The 15,991-nt window shown below is 68.9% G+C and carries 13 protein-coding genes; 6 read left to right on the forward strand and 7 right to left on the reverse strand.

Going from position 1 to position 15,991, the window contains the following annotated elements:
• Positions 1–92: 92 nt before the first annotated feature.
• Positions 93–1,070: a phosphotransferase family protein gene (locus SCK26_RS02270; RefSeq protein ID WP_318199532.1), complete on the reverse strand. Its 978-nt coding sequence runs from the start codon at positions 1,068–1,070 to the stop codon at positions 93–95.
• Between the two features lie 199 nt (positions 1,071–1,269).
• Here SCK26_RS02270 and SCK26_RS02275 point away from each other — a divergent pair, with 199 nt between their 5' ends.
• Both SCK26_RS02275 and SCK26_RS02280 read left to right on the forward strand, forming a co-directional pair.
• Entirely contained in the window at positions 1,270–1,698 is a 429-nt protein-coding gene (locus tag SCK26_RS02275) for an effector-associated constant component EACC1 (protein ID WP_318199533.1), read from the forward strand.
• A 3-nt stretch (positions 1,699–1,701) separates the two neighbouring features.
• Positions 1,702–3,822, forward strand: a complete 2,121-nt coding sequence (locus tag SCK26_RS02280; RefSeq protein WP_318199534.1) for a caspase, EACC1-associated type — start codon at positions 1,702–1,704, stop codon at positions 3,820–3,822.
• A 135-nt stretch (positions 3,823–3,957) separates the two neighbouring features.
• Here the strand turns inward: SCK26_RS02280 and SCK26_RS02285 are convergent, their stop codons facing one another.
• A complete protein-coding gene (locus SCK26_RS02285) occupies positions 3,958–4,647 on the reverse strand; it encodes a response regulator transcription factor (RefSeq protein ID WP_318199535.1) in 690 nt (229 codons plus the stop codon).
• A gap of 319 nt (positions 4,648–4,966) precedes the next feature.
• Between SCK26_RS02285 and SCK26_RS02290 the strand changes: the two genes are divergently transcribed.
• On the forward strand, positions 4,967–5,149 hold the full coding sequence (locus SCK26_RS02290; protein ID WP_318199536.1) for a hypothetical protein: 183 nt from the start codon (positions 4,967–4,969) through the stop codon (positions 5,147–5,149).
• Between the two features lie 156 nt (positions 5,150–5,305).
• Here SCK26_RS02290 and SCK26_RS02295 read toward each other — a convergent pair whose 3' ends face one another.
• Positions 5,306–5,947, reverse strand: a complete 642-nt coding sequence (locus SCK26_RS02295; RefSeq protein ID WP_318199537.1) for an FxLYD domain-containing protein — start codon at positions 5,945–5,947, stop codon at positions 5,306–5,308.
• 161 nt (positions 5,948–6,108) lie between these two features.
• On the opposite strand from SCK26_RS02295, the gene SCK26_RS02300 reads away from it, so the two are divergent.
• A complete protein-coding gene (locus SCK26_RS02300; RefSeq protein WP_318199538.1) occupies positions 6,109–7,563 on the forward strand; it encodes a basic amino acid/polyamine antiporter in 1,455 nt (484 codons plus the stop codon).
• A 49-nt stretch (positions 7,564–7,612) separates the two neighbouring features.
• Positions 7,613–8,875, forward strand: coding sequence for an arginine deiminase (locus tag SCK26_RS02305; protein WP_318199539.1), 1,263 nt, complete (start codon positions 7,613–7,615; stop codon positions 8,873–8,875).
• A gap of 353 nt (positions 8,876–9,228) precedes the next feature.
• Here SCK26_RS02305 and SCK26_RS02310 read toward each other — a convergent pair whose 3' ends face one another.
• The 3 genes from SCK26_RS02310 to SCK26_RS02320 form a co-directional block, all read right to left on the reverse strand.
• Positions 9,229–10,428 (reverse strand): cytochrome P450, encoded by a 1,200-nt coding sequence (locus SCK26_RS02310; protein ID WP_318199540.1) that lies wholly within the window; start codon positions 10,426–10,428, stop codon positions 9,229–9,231.
• Between the two features lie 64 nt (positions 10,429–10,492).
• Complete coding sequence (locus SCK26_RS02315; protein WP_318199541.1) at positions 10,493–11,494, reverse strand: terpene synthase family protein; 1,002 nt, start codon at positions 11,492–11,494, stop codon at positions 10,493–10,495.
• Between the two features lie 31 nt (positions 11,495–11,525).
• Positions 11,526–12,884, reverse strand: coding sequence for a cytochrome P450 (locus SCK26_RS02320; RefSeq protein WP_318199542.1), 1,359 nt, complete (start codon positions 12,882–12,884; stop codon positions 11,526–11,528).
• Between the two features lie 645 nt (positions 12,885–13,529).
• On the opposite strand from SCK26_RS02320, the gene SCK26_RS02325 reads away from it, so the two are divergent.
• Positions 13,530–13,841, forward strand: coding sequence for a hypothetical protein (locus SCK26_RS02325; protein WP_318199543.1), 312 nt, complete (start codon positions 13,530–13,532; stop codon positions 13,839–13,841).
• 210 nt (positions 13,842–14,051) lie between these two features.
• On the opposite strand, the gene SCK26_RS02330 is transcribed toward SCK26_RS02325, so the two are convergent.
• Positions 14,052–15,494, reverse strand: coding sequence for an aldehyde dehydrogenase (locus SCK26_RS02330; RefSeq protein WP_318199544.1), 1,443 nt, complete (start codon positions 15,492–15,494; stop codon positions 14,052–14,054).
• Between the last annotated feature and the right edge of the window lie 497 nt (positions 15,495–15,991).

Below are 15,991 nucleotides of genomic sequence, written 5' to 3' on the forward strand. Positions count from 1 at the left end.
GCAGGCCCCGGTCCAGGCCCCGCACGGCAGCCGACAGTCCGTTCACCACGGTCACCCCCGGCCAGATCACCGTGCGCGTCGGCAACGACGGTTCACCCATAGCGGTCGAAGAGGGATGCGATGTATCCCTCCAGCCTCTGCGTCAGGACACCGGCCGTCAGGTCCTCGCGGCCCAGTTCGCGCCAGGGAACGGCGACCTTCTCGGCGTCCGGAGCGAAGCCCAGCGCGTCCAGCAGCCGCCAGTAGAGACGGGAGGGGCCGTCTGCGGCCAGGGTGCCTCCCGCAGCGACGTACCGATCGGCGAAGCGCATGCCCGCGGGAACCCCGTGCAACAGGGCGAGGGCCGTCGAGCAATGAGCCACGTCCAAGTCGGCCGGACCCCAGGAGGTCTCCACCCAGTCGACGATGCCACTGATCCGTAGACCACCGTCGGTGTCCGTGAAGAGGACGTTGCCCGGATGGAAGTCCCGATGCAGGAAGCGGCCCTGATAGGCCGGAGGCTCGCGACGGATGACGTCGACGGCCCGCTGCCACAGCTCGGGCCGTTCGGTGACCGCCGGTGGGGTCACACGCTCGGGAGAGGTCCAGGCCTGATAGGGGCGAGGCCGTTGCCGCGCGGTCACCGGCAGCCGATGGATGCGCACCAGTTGCCGTGCCAGCAGTTCGGCGCGGTCATCAGCGCCCGGATCGTCCAGGCGTACGGTCCCCGGCAGGAGGGACATCAGCAAGGAGGGGTGATCGCAGTACTGTGCCGTCGCGTCCACCGCCATGAGCGTGGCCGCGGGCACGTCCGTGTCACCGAGCAGGCGCAGGATGGCCGCCTCACGGGTCAGCAGGCCCTCCGCGTGCCGAACGAAGAACGGCTTGCCGAAGGACCGCAGGACGAGTGAGCGCCGACCGGCCGGGCCGCGGAGATCCAGGCGTCGTATCTCGGACGTCCAGCCGCCGCGCAGCCGCACGACGTCTTCGATGTGCTCTGCCTCGGACAGCTGCTCCTTCACCCAGGAGCGTGTGGCACCCCAGCTCCGGCTGTCGAGTTCCACACCGATGTCCTCGGTCCCCTCACCCATGGAGGCAGACTATCCAGCGCGGGCCCCGAGCGGTCTTGTCGCCGGCGGCGCAACGAATGGCGACCAGGTCAGCCGGTTCCGTGGTGTACGGCTCCGATGCCGATCGCGCCGACGAGTTCGTCGAGTGCTCTCTCCGGGGAGGCGGACCCGTGGTTGCGCCACCGCTCGCTGTACCTGTACTAACGGTTGACGAGTAGCGATGACGGCATCGAAGGAGACCGAACTGGTGCGCGTTCGGCTGACGTTCACAGGCAGATCGGGCAACACCGCCGGGGAGCACTCCGATCACGCGGCATCGTTGCATCGGTGGCTGGTCCTGGACCCGGACCTTCGGGGCCACGCAAAGGTGTCCACCGCATCCGCCGCGCCGGAAGCGGGCCACATGGGCGGAGCACTGGACACCGTCAACATCGTTCTGGGCAACACCATCGCACTGGGCAACCTGTTGGTCGCCGTGGCCGCCTGGCGTGGCTCGCGCCGGAACCCGCCCGAGGTACGGCTCGAACGCGACGGCGTGGCCGTCACCGTACGGGACGCCTCGCCGGAAGACGTCGAGAGGATCCTCCGGATCCTGGGCTCCGGCGAGGGCGGCGGCGACTCGGAACCGTACCGCGACAACGGGGAGTGACCGGTGTCGCTGCTGCCTGACCCGGACCGTTCGGTGGCCCTGCTGGTGGGTGTGCACACCTATGCGCACCTCGACAACTTGCCGGCGGTCTCCGGGAACCTGAAAGGGCTGCGTGAGGCGCTCACCGACGCCGAGGTGTGGGGACTGCCCGCCGACAGGTGCACCGTGCTGTCGCAGCCGGACAGTGCCGGTCGGGTGCTGGACGCCGTACGGCGGTCCGTGGAGCGGGCCGAGGACACGCTCTTCGTCTACTATGCCGGTCACGGTCTGACCGACCCCTACACGGACGAGTTGTATCTGGCATTGCCTGACTCGGACCGCGAACGCGAGTACACGGCACTGCGATACGAGTATCTCCGCCGGGCGGTACTGGACCCTGCGGGCGGCGCCCGGCGCACCGTGGTGGTCCTGGACTGTTGCTACAGCGGGCGGGCGCTGGTGGGCCGAATGAGCGCGAGCGACCACGTCGCCGACCACGCGATGGTCGAGGGCACTTGCCTGCTGACCGCCTCCGCCGAGACACGCACGGCGCTGTCGCCTCCCGGCGAGCCCTACACCGCGTTCACCGGCGAGCTGATCAGCGCACTGGTGAAGGGCATCCCGGGAGCGCCGGATCCGATCGACATGGACAGCCTCTACCGGCACCTGTACCGCACGCTGGCTGCGAAGGCCCGGCCCCTTCCACAACAGCGCAACCGCAACACCGGAGGGCTCATCGCTTTGGGCCGCAACCGCGCGGCCGCACCACCGGCCCCGCCTCCCGGGCCGTCCCGGCTCCGGCCGGCCCCGGACACCGCTTTGGAACCGCGATCGGCCTCCGCCGGGGAAGAGGCTCCGAGTCCGGCGCCGCCGCATGAGGCCGACTCGGAGCCGGGCACGGTCTCCGGAATTCCCTACGATTCCGATCTGTGGCGGGACATCGAGGACGAGGGGATCGGGATCCATCCGTCGCGGGACGTCGAGGACCCAGGGGCGGGGCCCCGTCCGCCCGGCACCCCGTCCGCTCGTACCGCCGGACCGGTGTCCCGCCGTCAGGCCTTGATCGGCCTGACCGGAATGGGAGTCGCGGGAATCGCCTACGCCGCCACAAAAATCGTCGACAGCAAGGGAGGCAAGGCCTCTCCGAACGTCAGCCCCAGCAAGAGCAGCGCCCCGCCCGACAAAGTGAACTCTACCTCCGGAGAGAAGCGGTGGCTTTTCCCGACGGATGACAGCATGATTTCGCCGCCTCTCCTGTCGGGGCAGCGCGTCTACGTAAGCTGCGGTGATCGCTTCCTCTACGCCTTGTATGCCGCGACCGGTAAATTGGCCTGGAAGTTCGACACCGAGGATTACTCTCCCTCGGCACCGGCATCGGACAATGGGCTCCTGTACGTCGGCGCGGGGAGGGAGCTGCGCGCCGTTGACGTCACCACAGGAAAGCAGCGCTGGAAACACCCGACGGACGAGAGCATCTCGTCGCTTACCGCGGCGCGCGGGACAGTGTTCGCCTCCTGCCCCGATGGCATCCACACGCTGTACGCCATTGATGCCGCCGAAGGCAGGCGACGGTGGCAGTTCACCACAGCCGCATCGAAATCGTCACCGATCGTGGCGGACGGCACCGTGTACATCGGAAGCGCCGACCACCACCTGTATGCCATCGACGCGGCCACTGGCAAACAACGCTGGAGTTATGGAGCAGGCGAATCGGCGGACACTTCACCGGTGGTGGCGGGCGACATCGTGTACATCGCGAGCGGCACCGTGCTGCACGCCGTCGATGTCCGCACAGGAGATCAGCGCTGGAATATCAGAACAGAATCGAAATGGCCACCGGCCGTGGCGGATGGCACCGTGTATTTTGGAGATGATCACGGACTTCACGCCGTCGATGCCGCCACGGGAGAGCAGAAATGGAAATACAAGGCGGTAGCGGCAGAGGGAGAGCCGGCGGTGGCACGTGGCTCCGTGTACTTCGGCGGTGGTTATGACGGCAGTAACGAAACGCTGTACGCCATTGACGCGAAAACCGGGAACCAGCGGTGGGTGTTCCACGTGAGGAAGTCGTTCGAGACGCCTAGAGTGGCGAACGGGATCGTCTGCTTCGGTATCGACGGCGGCCTTGTCGCGGTGAATGCATGAAAGTCCGGATCGACCAAGCGGCTCCGTCGCGGAGCACGCAGAGCGGTGGACGTTGCCGATCCGCGTGACCGTCGCGTCGAACAAGTCGCCTTTGTCCTACGGGGCTGTCGGCCGAGGCCTGCGCGCCTCTCCCCGCTACGCGTCCCGGACGACGAGCCGGTAGCCGACGCCGCGCACGGTCTCGATCAGATCGGGCACACGGAGTTTCGAACGCAGGGACGCCACATGCACCCACAAGGTGCGCCCACCCTGCCCCGGGCTGGTGACCCCCCACACCTCGCTCCGGATCGTCTCCTGCGTGACGACCACTCCGGGACGCCGTGCGAGGAGAGCGAGCAGTTCGAACTCCTTGCGTGTCAGATGGACGGTCGAACCATTGACGCCGACCTGACGGGTCTCCAGGTCGATGTGCACCTGGCCGAGGCGCAGTTCGGTCTCGCCTTCGCCGGCTGCGTCCCGGCGGACGGAGCGCCGGCTGACGGCGTGGATACGGGCGAGCAGTTCCCCGGTGTGGTAAGGCTTCGCAATGTAGTCGTCGGCGCCGAGGTAGAGGCCGCGGATACGAGAGCGCACGTCCCAACGCGCGCTGACCATGATCACCGGGATGCTGGTGCGCCTGCGGATCTCGCCGCAGACCTCGTGGCCGTCTTGGTCCGGCAGGTCCACATCGAGAAGGACGATGTCGAAGCCGCCTGCGTCCGCGGCGAGTGCCCGCAGGGCCTCCTCGCCGCCGCGGGCGCGGGTGACGTCGAAGCCGTGCCGCGCCAGGACCGTGGGCAGGAGCGCGGCGACATGGTTGTCGGCCTCGACGAGCAGCAATCTCATCCCAGGCCCCTTCTCCGGTCACCGGCCGTACGGCCACGGTGTTTCACCACGTCCGTCCATGGACTCACGCTGACCGACAACGGTGCCGTCAAGAGTGCTCCCGGCTGCCCGTGGTCCCATCGTTCGGCCGCTGCCCACGCTTTCAGGCCACCACGATACGTGTCCGATTGCCGCCGGATCGTGATGCTCAATTTCCCTTCAGATGTGATGACGCCGGTCGGTGCGGTGCCGTGTAATCAACTCAGCGCCGCCACGGGCGCTTTGGGGCCCCAACCCATGCGTTCATCGAGCAGGGTTTCGCGGAAGGAGTTGGCTCGGCATGAGCTTCAACGGGTCTGGATCCCAGGCGTCCAAGGGATTTCGCGCACAGGTCGAACACGTCGCGCGGTGGCTCCACCGCTGCCGCCGCATGGCGGCTCTCAACGCGCTGCGGGGCGCCTCGTACGCGGCGGGCACCAACGTCGTCGGACTGATCGCCTGGTGGATCGAGACGCGCCGCTGAGTGGAGTCGCCAGGGCGGACTCGTACACCCTCTTCGTCCATTGAGGGCGGGTTCGAGTCCCACACGTCCTAGGGTCGGCGGGGACAAGGATGCGCTTCTCGGACCTGCGGAACACCGCCCGGATCGGCCTCGGCCGGCCCGGGCGGTGTCGCGTTCTCAGTACCTCTGCGCCTTGGCGAGTCTGGCGGTCAGATGCGGCTCGGGAGGCTTGCGGCTGATGGCGTAGCGCTCCACCTTCTGTCCCGGCTTGACGTTCTGCGCGCCCACGACGACGGTCTCCACGACCTTGCCGTCGGAGTCGCTGAAGTCGACCTGCACCGCGAAGGAAGCGTTCTTGTCCGTGCGGTTGGTCATGGTGACGAGGAGGGCGCGCACGTTGTTGGTCCGGGACAGGGGAACGCCGGTCATGGAGACGTCGTTCGTGGCGTTGCCCCGTCCGTGGACCTTGCCGAGCTGCTTCTCGGCCTCCGCGCGGGCGCGCTCGGTGTCCGCGGACACGGATGCCTCGAACTCCGACGCGCGCGCGGAGGCCGACGCGTCCCGGGCGGAGGCGGAGGCGCTGGCTTCCGCCTTCTTCGACTCCGCCCACGACCTCATGGCGGACGGGACGCCGCCGGAGAAGTTCGACGTGGCGGGCGCGGTCGGCGTGGGGGTGAAGGTGGCGCCGCCTCCGTTGCCGCTGTCGGTGCCGCAGGAGGCGACGGTCAGCAGACCCGTGACCACCGCACCCACGCCGTACATGATCGATCTGCGGCGCGAGCGTGCGGTCCGGGACGACGCGGCGTCATCGTCGATCATGCTGGGTTCCCACACGGCGACCTCCACGGTGATGCGAGTACGGAGCGAGCACGGGCCCGGCCAATTCTGGTACAGACCAGAAATATGGTGCTACAAGGTGAGGCAACGCGCGATCTGGGCCAGAGTGGTGCTGTTCGTGTCGTACTCACCAGAGGGACGCCATGTCGCAGGTCACCGCTACCGAAGCCGACCAGCAAGACGCTCCGGCCGCCAAGCTGTCGCTGTTCACGCTGGCGGCCATGGTCGTCGGTTCCATGGTGGGTGCCGGGGTGTTCTCCCTGCCGCGGCGCTTCGCCGAGGAGACGGGCGTGGCCGGTGCGCTCATCGCCTGGGCCGTCGCCGGCGCGGGCATGCTGATGCTGGCCTTCACCTTCCAGCTCCTGGCGGTGCGCCGCCCCGACCTCGATGCCGGCGTGTACGCCTATGCGAAGGCAGGCTTCGGCGAGTACCTGGGTTTCTTCTCCGCGTTCGGCTACTGGGCCAGCGCCTGCGTCGGCAACGTGACGTACTGGGTGCTGATCATGTCGACGGTCGGCGCGATCTGGCCCGCCCTCGGCGAGGGGAACACCGCCCTGGCCGTCGTACTCTCCTCGATCGGGCTATGGGCGTTCTTCTGGATGATCCGGCGCGGGGTCAAGGAGGCCACCGCGATCAACAAGATCGTCACCGTGGCGAAACTCGTCCCCATCCTGTTCTTCGTCGTCCTCGCCCTGGTGTACTTCAGGGCCGACGTCTTCGCCGCCAACTTCCACGGCGCGGACTACGCCGGTTCTCTCTTCGGCCAGGTCCGGGGCACGATGCTGGCCACGGTCTTCGTCTTCCTCGGCATCGAGGGTGCGAGTGTCTACTCCCGGCACGCCAAGCGCCGCTCCGACGTGGGCAAGGCCACCGTCCTCGGCTTCCTCAGCGTCTTCGCGATCTTCGCTTCGGTGACCATCGTGTCCTACGGCATCCTGCCGATGGGTGACATCGCCGACCTGCGGCAGCCGTCCATGGCCGGGGTCCTGCAGGCGGCCGTCGGCACCTGGGGCAAGGTCTTCATCAGCGTCGGGTTGATCGTCTCCGTGCTCGGCGCCTACCTCGCCTGGACGCTGATGGCGGCGGAGGTCCTGCTCGTGGCGGCCAAGGACGACGACATGCCGCGCTTCCTGCGGCGCGTCAACTCCGTCGACGCGCCGGTGCCCGCCCTGTTCATGACCTCGCTCCTCATCCAGGTCGTGCTGGTGGTCACCGCGTTCTCGGACGACGCCTTCAACTTCGCGCTCGACCTGACCAGCGCGCTGTCCCTGATCCCGTACCTTCTGGCGGCCGCGTTCGCCCTCAAGATCGGCACCCGCTCCGACGCGCTCACCGTCGGCGGCCGGACGTCCGGGCGCGAACTCGCCGTCGCCGTCCTCGCCACGCTCTACACGGCCTTTCTGCTGTTCGCGGCCGGCCTGAAGTTCGTCCTGGTCTCCTTCGTCGTCTACGCGCCCGCGACCGTCCTGTTCGTGATGGCCCGCCGCGAACAGGGCCGGCAGCCCTTCACCGCACGCGAACTCGTCATCCTCGCCGTCTCCGTCGCCGGTGCCGTGCTCGGCGTCATCGCCCTCGCGGTCGGCTGGATCAGTCTCTGACCGGCCCACCGTCTCGTCCTGCGCACGCGCGCTTTCCAGGGAGGTCACCGTGACCAGCAACGACACCGCTCCCCAGCCCGCCCCGGGAGTCCACTCCGAGGTCGGCCGGCTGCGCAAGGTACTGGTGTGCTCGCCCGGCCTGGCGCACCGGCGCCTGACCCCGGGAAACTCCGGGGACCTGCTGTTCGACGACGTGATGTGGGTGGAGAACGCCCAGCGTGACCACGCCGACTTCGTCGCCGGACTGCGGCAGCGCGGTGTGGAGGTCATCGAGCTGCACGACCTGCTGGCGGCGACCATGGCCATGCCCGAGGCCCGGGCATGGCTGCTGGACCGGAAGATCACCGCCAACCAGGTCGGCATCGGCCTCATCGAAGGGACCCGCGCCTACCTGGACACCCTTGAGCCGCGCCGCCTCGCCGACTACCTCATCGGCGGTCTCGCCACGACCGACCTGCCCCCCGACTTCCGCTCCGGCTACCTCGCGCTCGCCCTCGAGTCCACCGGCGCACGCGAGTATCTGATGCCGCCGCTGCCCAACACCCTCTACACCCGGGACACCACCTGCTGGCTGTACGGCGGCCTCACCCTGAACCCCTTGTACTGGCCGGCCCGGCACGACGAGACCCTGCTGATGAAGGCGGTCTACACCTTCCATCCCGACTTCAAGGACTCGACCGTGTGGTGGGGCGACCCCGAACTCGACTGGGGCCAGGCGACCTTCGAAGGCGGCGACATCATGCCGGTCGGCAACGGAGTCGTCCTCATGGGAATGAGCGAACGCACCTCCCGCCAGGCCATCACCCAGGTAGCGGCCACCCTGTTCCGGCGCGGTGCCGCCCGGCACGTCATCGTCGCCGGCATGCCCAGGCTCCGCGCGGCCATGCACCTGGACACCGTCTTCACCTTCGCCGACCGGGACCTGGTCACGCTCTATCCCAAGATCATGGACTCGGTGCACACCTTCTCCCTGCGTCCCGCCGACCAGCCACCCGGCTTCGACGTCATCGACGAAGGCACCACTCCCTTCGTGGATGTCGTCGCCAAGGCGCTCGGTCTGCCGGAACTCCGTGTCGTGGAGACGGGCGGGGACGTCTACGCCTCCGAGCGCCAGCAGTGGGACAGCGGCAACAACGCCGTCGCGGTCGAACCCGGAGTGGTCTTCACCTACGACCGCAACACCCAGACGAACGCCTTGCTGCGCAAAGCCGGTGTCGAGGTCGTCACGATCGTCGGCGCGGAACTGGGCCGAGGCCGGGGCGGTGGTCACTGCATGACGTGCCCTCTTCTCCGCGACCCCGTCGATTTCTGAGTCCGACGCGTCCGGCTCCGCCACGCCCAGCACGGGCCCGGCCCACGCCTGCCACCCCACAGACTCCTCCCCCACGTCCTGAGAGGCGGGCACCGCGCCGTAGCCGATGTGGGTGGTGCGGGTCACGTCCAGCCGTACCCGGGTGGGGGCTGAGTCGTCGGCGCAGAGGGCGGCCGTCAGCGAACGCCGGCCGCGGCCCACCTGGCCCGCACCTGCTCCGAGGGCCCGCGACAACCGCCGTTCCAGGTCAGCCGGGGTGAAGCCGTGCGCCTGAAGCTGGTCGAGCGGGCCGCCGACAACCGAACGGGGTCACCGCGGAAGTGTGATCCACCGGCGCGGGGACATCTCGGTGGTCACCAGGTGACCGGGAGTGCCTCCACGCCGTAGACCGTTGAGCCCTGGCGGAAGCGGAGGGCCGTTTCGGGAACGGCGAGTCGGAGGGTGGGAAAGCGGCGGAGCAGGGCCGGCAGGGCGATCTTCAGTTCCAATCGGGCCAGTTGCTGGCCGAGGCACTGGTGGACGCCGAAGCCGAAGGACAGCTGGGCGACCGGGCGGCGGTGGAGGTCGAGGTCGTCGGGGCGCTCGGGGACGAGGCCGGGGTCACGGTTCGCGGTCAACGGAGAGAGCAATACGTGCTCGCCCGCGTCGATCCTGTTGCCGTCGAGGTCGATGTCGGCCACGGCCGTGCGCAGGAGCGGTGCCGGGACGGCGAGATGACGCAGGAGTTCCTCCACGGCCGTCCCCGCGACTGTGGGGTCGTCGCGGAGGGACGCGAGTTGGTCCGGATGGCGGAGCAGGGCCAGCACGCTCAGGGCGAGCATGGTCGCCGTGGTCTCGTGTCCCCCGACGAGGAGGGTGGTTCCGAATCCGATGAGTTCGTCGTCGGTGAGCTCCGCGCCGTGCTCCCGCACCATCGTGCCGAGCACTCCCCTTCCGGGCGTGGCCCGGTTGCGGGTGACGATCTCCGCCATGGCCGCGTTCAGTTCGGCCGAGGCGGCCACCAGGCGGTCGGCGTCGGCCGTCCCGTCCATGATCACTTGGGAGCAGCGCTGGAAAATGGACCGTGTCTCGTACGGGACGTCGAGCAGTTCGCAGATCGCCAGTGAAGGGATGGGCAGGGCAAACGCCTCGACCAGGTCGACGACGGGGCCGTGGTCCACCATGGCCTCGAGGTGGTCGCGGACCATCGACTCGATCGCGGGCCGCAGTCGCTCGATCCGACGGACGGTGAAGCTGCCGATGAGCATGCGGCGGAGGCGGGTGTGATCCGGACCGCTGTACGCGGGCAGGAAGCCCGGGTGGTTGAACAGGGTACGCGGCAGCGTCGGATCGATGCCGTTGCCCGTCACCAGACGTTCGTCCGCGAAGGCGGCCCGGACGTCGCTGTACCTGGTGAGGACTACGGCTTCGATCTCGCCGTGCACCGGGTGGACGACGCGCAGCCGCTGCGGGGTGCCCTCGTCGCGCATGCGCAGGAGGTCCGGGGACGGGTCGAACGGGCAGGTCCGGTCCCGTTCGGAGGCTACGAAGGACGCTGGACGCCGATCGGGCATGCTGCATGCTCCTCAACTGTGTCGATCCCGGGAAGGCCCTGTTGTCGTGGTGGTCCGCGTCGGCCTATACGCGGTAACGGGTGGAGGCGTGGTGCCAGTCGGAGGCGCCGCGGATGGTGGTCTGCAGTGCCTCGGTGCAATAGCGCCGCAGCAGGTCGTGTTCGGCCGGATCGAGGTGGCTCGTGGCCGTCGCACCGAGAAGGGCGCGGTGGGCGCCGGTGAACAGTTGCAGGGCTTCGTCCTGGCGGCGGAGGACCTTCCCGATCGCTCGCGGCCGGGAGATCCCGTACTCCCGTTCCAGGCAGAGCACGAGGTTGTTCCGCTCCCCCAGAGCCGCGTCCTTGTCCAGGGAGACGATGTCGTTGTCGCAGATGATGAACGTCTTCGTCATCTCGCGCATGACCGACAGGTGCGGCAGCGTGTACAGGTGGTCCGGGAGGACGCACGAGGACAGGCGCTCGGCGAGATCGATGACCGGTGCCACGCCGATGGTGTGGCGCCGGACGCGCAGATACGTGCTCAGGGGCATGGGGGTGCCGGTCTGCCGGCTGAGCGCTTCGTGGACATGGTGGTCGAGGTAGGAGGACCAGTGGGCCGCCGACCGCCGGATCCAGTCCCCGGGCATGTCCCGGCAGCTGCGGCGTCGCATGTCCGCGAACGCACCGGCCAGGGGCAGTGGGGACGCCTCACCGCCGATGCCCTCCTTGACGAGTTCGACGAGGTGGCGGACCCGCTCGGGCGACCGTCCCCACTGCTCGTCGAGTGCGTCGTCGAACAGGAAGTACCAGCTCTGCTGGTCGACCCCGAGGTCCAGTTCGTCTCCGGTCGCGTTCGGATAGAACATGGCCGCTATCAGCGGAAACTGGCCCTTGAGGTGGTGGGTCTCCTCCTCTTTCGAGGACAGGAAGCCGAAGGACTTCGGCCAGGCGAGGTGGCGCTCGTGGGCGGGCCGGAAGTCCGCACTGATCCGGCGGGGGAAAGGGACGGGAACCGGGGCCGGGGGCCCTGAATCGTCCTCGGTCACGGACTCGGTCGCGGGCATGGCCGCCTCTGCCGTCGATGTCATGGTGGGGCGCACCTCCAGAAGGGGGGCCGGCTCAGCGGGCCGGCCAGGGTGAGACACGCATGGGCAGCGCATTGGGCCGGATCAGCGCTTGGACAACCGGCCGGACCCGGCGCCCCGCGACCGGCCGCAGCCGCCACCGCGAGACGATCGAGCGGAGGACGACCAGCATCTCGGTCATCGCGAAGTGGTCCCCGATGCACTTCCGGTTGCCCAGCGCGAACGGGACGTAGGCGCCCGGTGGAAGATCCTTCTCGGTACGGCTGAGCCACCGGTCCGGATCGAAGCGCAGGGGATCCGGGAAGTTCGCCGGATCCCGGTGCATCGTCACTGCGCTGTAGATCAGCTCGGCCCCCCGCGGGAGGTCGACACCGCGGACTCGCACGGGCTCCGACGCGCGCCGCATGAGCAACCAGTTGGGCTGGTGCAGGCGGAGCACCTCCCTAAGGAACCGGTCGGTGAAGGGAAGCGTTGCCGCGCTGGGCAGGACGTCCGCGGGCAGCGCATCGCACTCGGCTCTGATCCGCTCGGTGATCTCCGAACGCCTGCCGAGTTCGTGGAGCGCCCAGGACAGGGTGGTCGACGTGGTTTCGACACCGGCCATGAGCAGGGACAGCAGTTCGTCACGGGCCTCCGCGTCGGTCATCCCCCGCGGATTGCCGGGGGTGCCGGCGAACATGATCGACAACAGGTCGCCGCGGTCGGCGGGGTCCTGGCGAGCCTGCCGGACGGCGGTGTCGGCGAGTTCGCGCAGCGCCGCGGCCGCGGACAGGTACTTGCGGTGCCCCAGCAGAGGTGAGGACGCGATCGGCGGGGGCAGTACGGTGCCCACGAAAACGCCGCGCATCACCGTGGTCAGGTGCTCCGCGACCCGCTCCCCCAGCTCTGCCACGCCGCCGGCGCCGTCCGGGCGTCCGGTGCTGAACAGGGTCGCGACGAGCATGCCCGTCATCATCCGGCGCATCACCAGATCCATGGCGATCACCTCGCCCGGTTTCCAGGCCGACACCTGTTCCTCGGCGATGCCGGTCATGGTCCCGACGCACGCGGCGATGCTGTCACGGTGGAAAGCGGGCTGGAGCGCCCGTCGTTGACGCCGGTGGAAGTCACGCTCGGACGTGATGATGCCGTTCCCGATGAAGGGCCGCGCAGCGTCGAACAGCAGACCTTTGCCGAACCTCCTGCCCTGCGTGACGAGAACGTCGTGGACGGCCTCTGGGGAGTTCAGGACGAACACCGGCCGACTCCCGAGGAATATCCTGACGATGTCGCCCTGCGCCCTGACCGCTTGCAGGAAGTCCACTCGTTTGACGGCCAATTGCGGCAGGTGGCCGAGCAGGGGAAATCGGCCCGGCACAACGGGCGCCGCCGCTGGAGCGGTGGTGGAGCGCATGAGCATGGACCTCTCCGAAGTGAACTGGAAACGTGTGCGAGTTACGGGCATTCGGTTCCGGTGGACCGTACGGCGACGACGTCGGCCCAACTGTGCTGCACGGCCGCGCGTCGGCGCATCAGTCATGTGACTGCGGGAGTGACCTGGCCGATCACATCGGAGTGAGTCGAGCAGTAGGTCATGGGCTCGGTGATTCAGGTCGCCGGCCGGCGTGTCCGGGGACGTACCGACCGCGTTCGACGCCAGTGGGGCACTCCGGCCCTTCGCCCTGCGACGGCTGCCTGTTCCCGGCCGGTCCGGCAGCATGCGCTCCGGTCCGGCAGAGACGCGATCACCGGCAACAGCGGCCGGACGGTGCCGGTAGCCGTACGCCGACGGAGGAACCGACGGCCCGGCACGACCACCGGTGACACACGGGAGCGCACATCTCCTCGCCGACCGAGAGAGGGTGTGCACACATCCGTGTGACACGTCCTGCCGGTGTGGCTGGATTGCCCCTGCTCGACACATGCTTCAATGTGCAATGATCTGCGCCGATCATACGTCGAACCCATCGTGCCACCGCAACCGCGGCGGCACGCGGACGAGAGGGTGGGTCACATGTTCATCCCCAGGACGAAAACCGGTGGCGCAGCCGCAGCCGTCATGGCCGCAGCCCTCATCGGCCTCGGTGCCGGGACGGCCGGGGCCACCGGCTGGCCTCCCCTTCAGGAGGGCGGTTATCTGTACGCGGGCAGCGACGGGACCGGCACGGTGACGACGGTCGACCTCGACGACCTCGGCACATGCCACACCCCGTCGGGGGGTACGTCCCTGTCGGTCCAGATCGTCTCCGGCTCCAGCTCCGTGGTGGTCTACTCCGGGACCGGCTGCACCGGTGCCTCGTGGGCCAGCGGCTCGCTCGCGCAGTCCAACCTGCCGTGGGCGGCGCTCAGCTACCGGGTGGTCCCGGCGTAGCCACGCCGTCGGCCTGCCCACCGGCGCGTTCCCGGCCGGACGCTGCCACGCCCTTGTAGACCGGGGTGTTCTTCCGCTCGCTGCGGGGATACACCGGGTGGAGACACGTGTGTTCCGTTCACACATGCGCGGGGCACCACCACAGGTCGGAGGGCGATGGCGGCAAGCGGCCTGTCCCCCTGCCGCCGTCGGCGGTTCCGCCCTCGCGGGTCAGACGGTGATGGTCTTGTACTCCGTGTAGGCGCCGATGCCGACCGCGCCGTACTCGCGGCCGATTCCGCTGGCCTTGAAGCCGCCGAACGGGCCGTCGAAGGCGACGGAGGCACCGTTGACAGTGAGGGTGCCGGTGCGCACGCGGCGGGCCACGGCCAGGGCGCGCTCCTCGTCGGCGGACCAGACACCGCCGGAGAGGCCGTACTCGGAGTCGTTGGCGATGCGCACCGCGTCGTCCTCGCCGTCGTAGGCGATGACGACCAGGACCGGGCCGAATATCTCCTCCTGCGCGATCCGCATGGAGTTGTCGACGTCCGCGAAGACGGTGGGCGTGACGTAGTTGCCCTTCTCCAGGCCCTCGGGGATCTGCGGGCCGCCGGTGACCAGGCGGGCGCCTTCCTCGATGCCGAGCCTGATGTAGTCGCGCACGCGCTCCTGCTGGTCCGGGCGGATCATCGGGCCGATGAAAGTCCCGGGGTCGCCGGGGTCACCGACCTTCAGCGATTCCACCAACTCCTTCACCGCGGTCACGATCTCTTCGTACCGGCTGCGGGGGGCCAGGATGCGGGTCTGCGCGATGCACGACTCGCCGTTGTTGAGCAGGGATGCGGACTTCAGGCCCGCGACCGCCTTCCCGAGGTCGGCGTCCGGCAGGATGATGGCCGCGGACTTGCCGCCCAGCTCCAGGCTCACCCGCTTCAGCTGCTCGCCCGCGATCGAGGCGATGCGGCGGCCCGCACGTGTCGAGCCGGTGAAGGCGATCTTGTCGACGTCCTTGTGGGACACGAGGTACTCGCTGGTCTCGCGGTCCGCGGGCAGCACGCTGAGCACACCCTCGGGCAGGCCCACCTGCTCCAGCAGTTCGGCCAGGAAGCCCATGCTCGGCGAGTTCTCCGGCGACACCTTCAGGATCACGGAGTTCCCGGTCACCAGTGCCGGGATGATTTTGGAGGTGGCCGACGAGAAGGGTGAGTTCCACGGGATGACCGCGGCCACGACGCCGACCGCCTCTCGGCGCACCACGCTGCGCACCGGGGAGGCCGGGTCGGAGGGGGCCAGTGTCTCTTCCCACGCGAACTCCTCCGCCGCCTTCAGGTAGGCGTTGGCCTGGCGGGTCAGGCCGGGCTGCCCGGCGCGGGTGAACCAGCCCGCCGAGCCGTTCTCCCGCGAGATCAGCTCCGCGATCTTCTTGGCGTTCTCCTCGCGCAGTGCGTTGAACCGGCGCAGGACAGCGATCCGCTCGGCCGGCGGGGTCAGCCGCCACGCGCCCCCGTCGAAGGACTTCCGGGCGGCGGCGACCGCGCGGTCGATGTCCGCCGGCCGCGCCTGGGCGGCGCGGGCGATCACCGACTGGTCGTGCGGCGAGACGATGTCGAGCAACCGCGGGTCGCTCGGTTCGACCCAGCGACCTCCGATGTAAAGCCGGTCGTAGGTGATCATGCGCTTCCCCTCTTCCCTCTGGCGCGCGTTCGGGGATGGCCTGGACGCGCCACCCAAGTGTCACTTGAATGTAGCACTTGATTCGGTAAGCGTCTCATAAATGAGCTTGCCGCGCGCCGCCGGCTCCCACCTCTGCCGGGCAGAGATGACGTCGTTTCAGTCGAATGACCGAGGCCCCTCGGCCGTACCGCCCGCGAGGGCACACGTATCCCCCGGTCCCGTCTCTTGCGGAACCGCACCCGGGCACCGGGCGCCGCCTGCGGCACGTCACCCGTCCGGCGCTGCCGACGGGACGCACCGTCATGTGACTGATGTGCCCGGCTTCGCCACCGGCGAGAGTATGTGCGGCCCGAACCGGGTCACGGGACGAAGGCTTCCGAGCCCCCAGCCCGTACGCGGACGCCTCAGCTCCGCAAGAGAACGACATGTACGTCACCCATTTGATAGGTGACGAGACGCGTGCAAGGGTCACCGGACACGCACGACGGAGGATTTCG

Origin of the sequence: Streptomyces sp. SCL15-4 (assembly GCF_033366695.1) — a bacterium.
Taxonomy (GTDB): domain Bacteria; phylum Actinomycetota; class Actinomycetes; order Streptomycetales; family Streptomycetaceae; genus Streptomyces.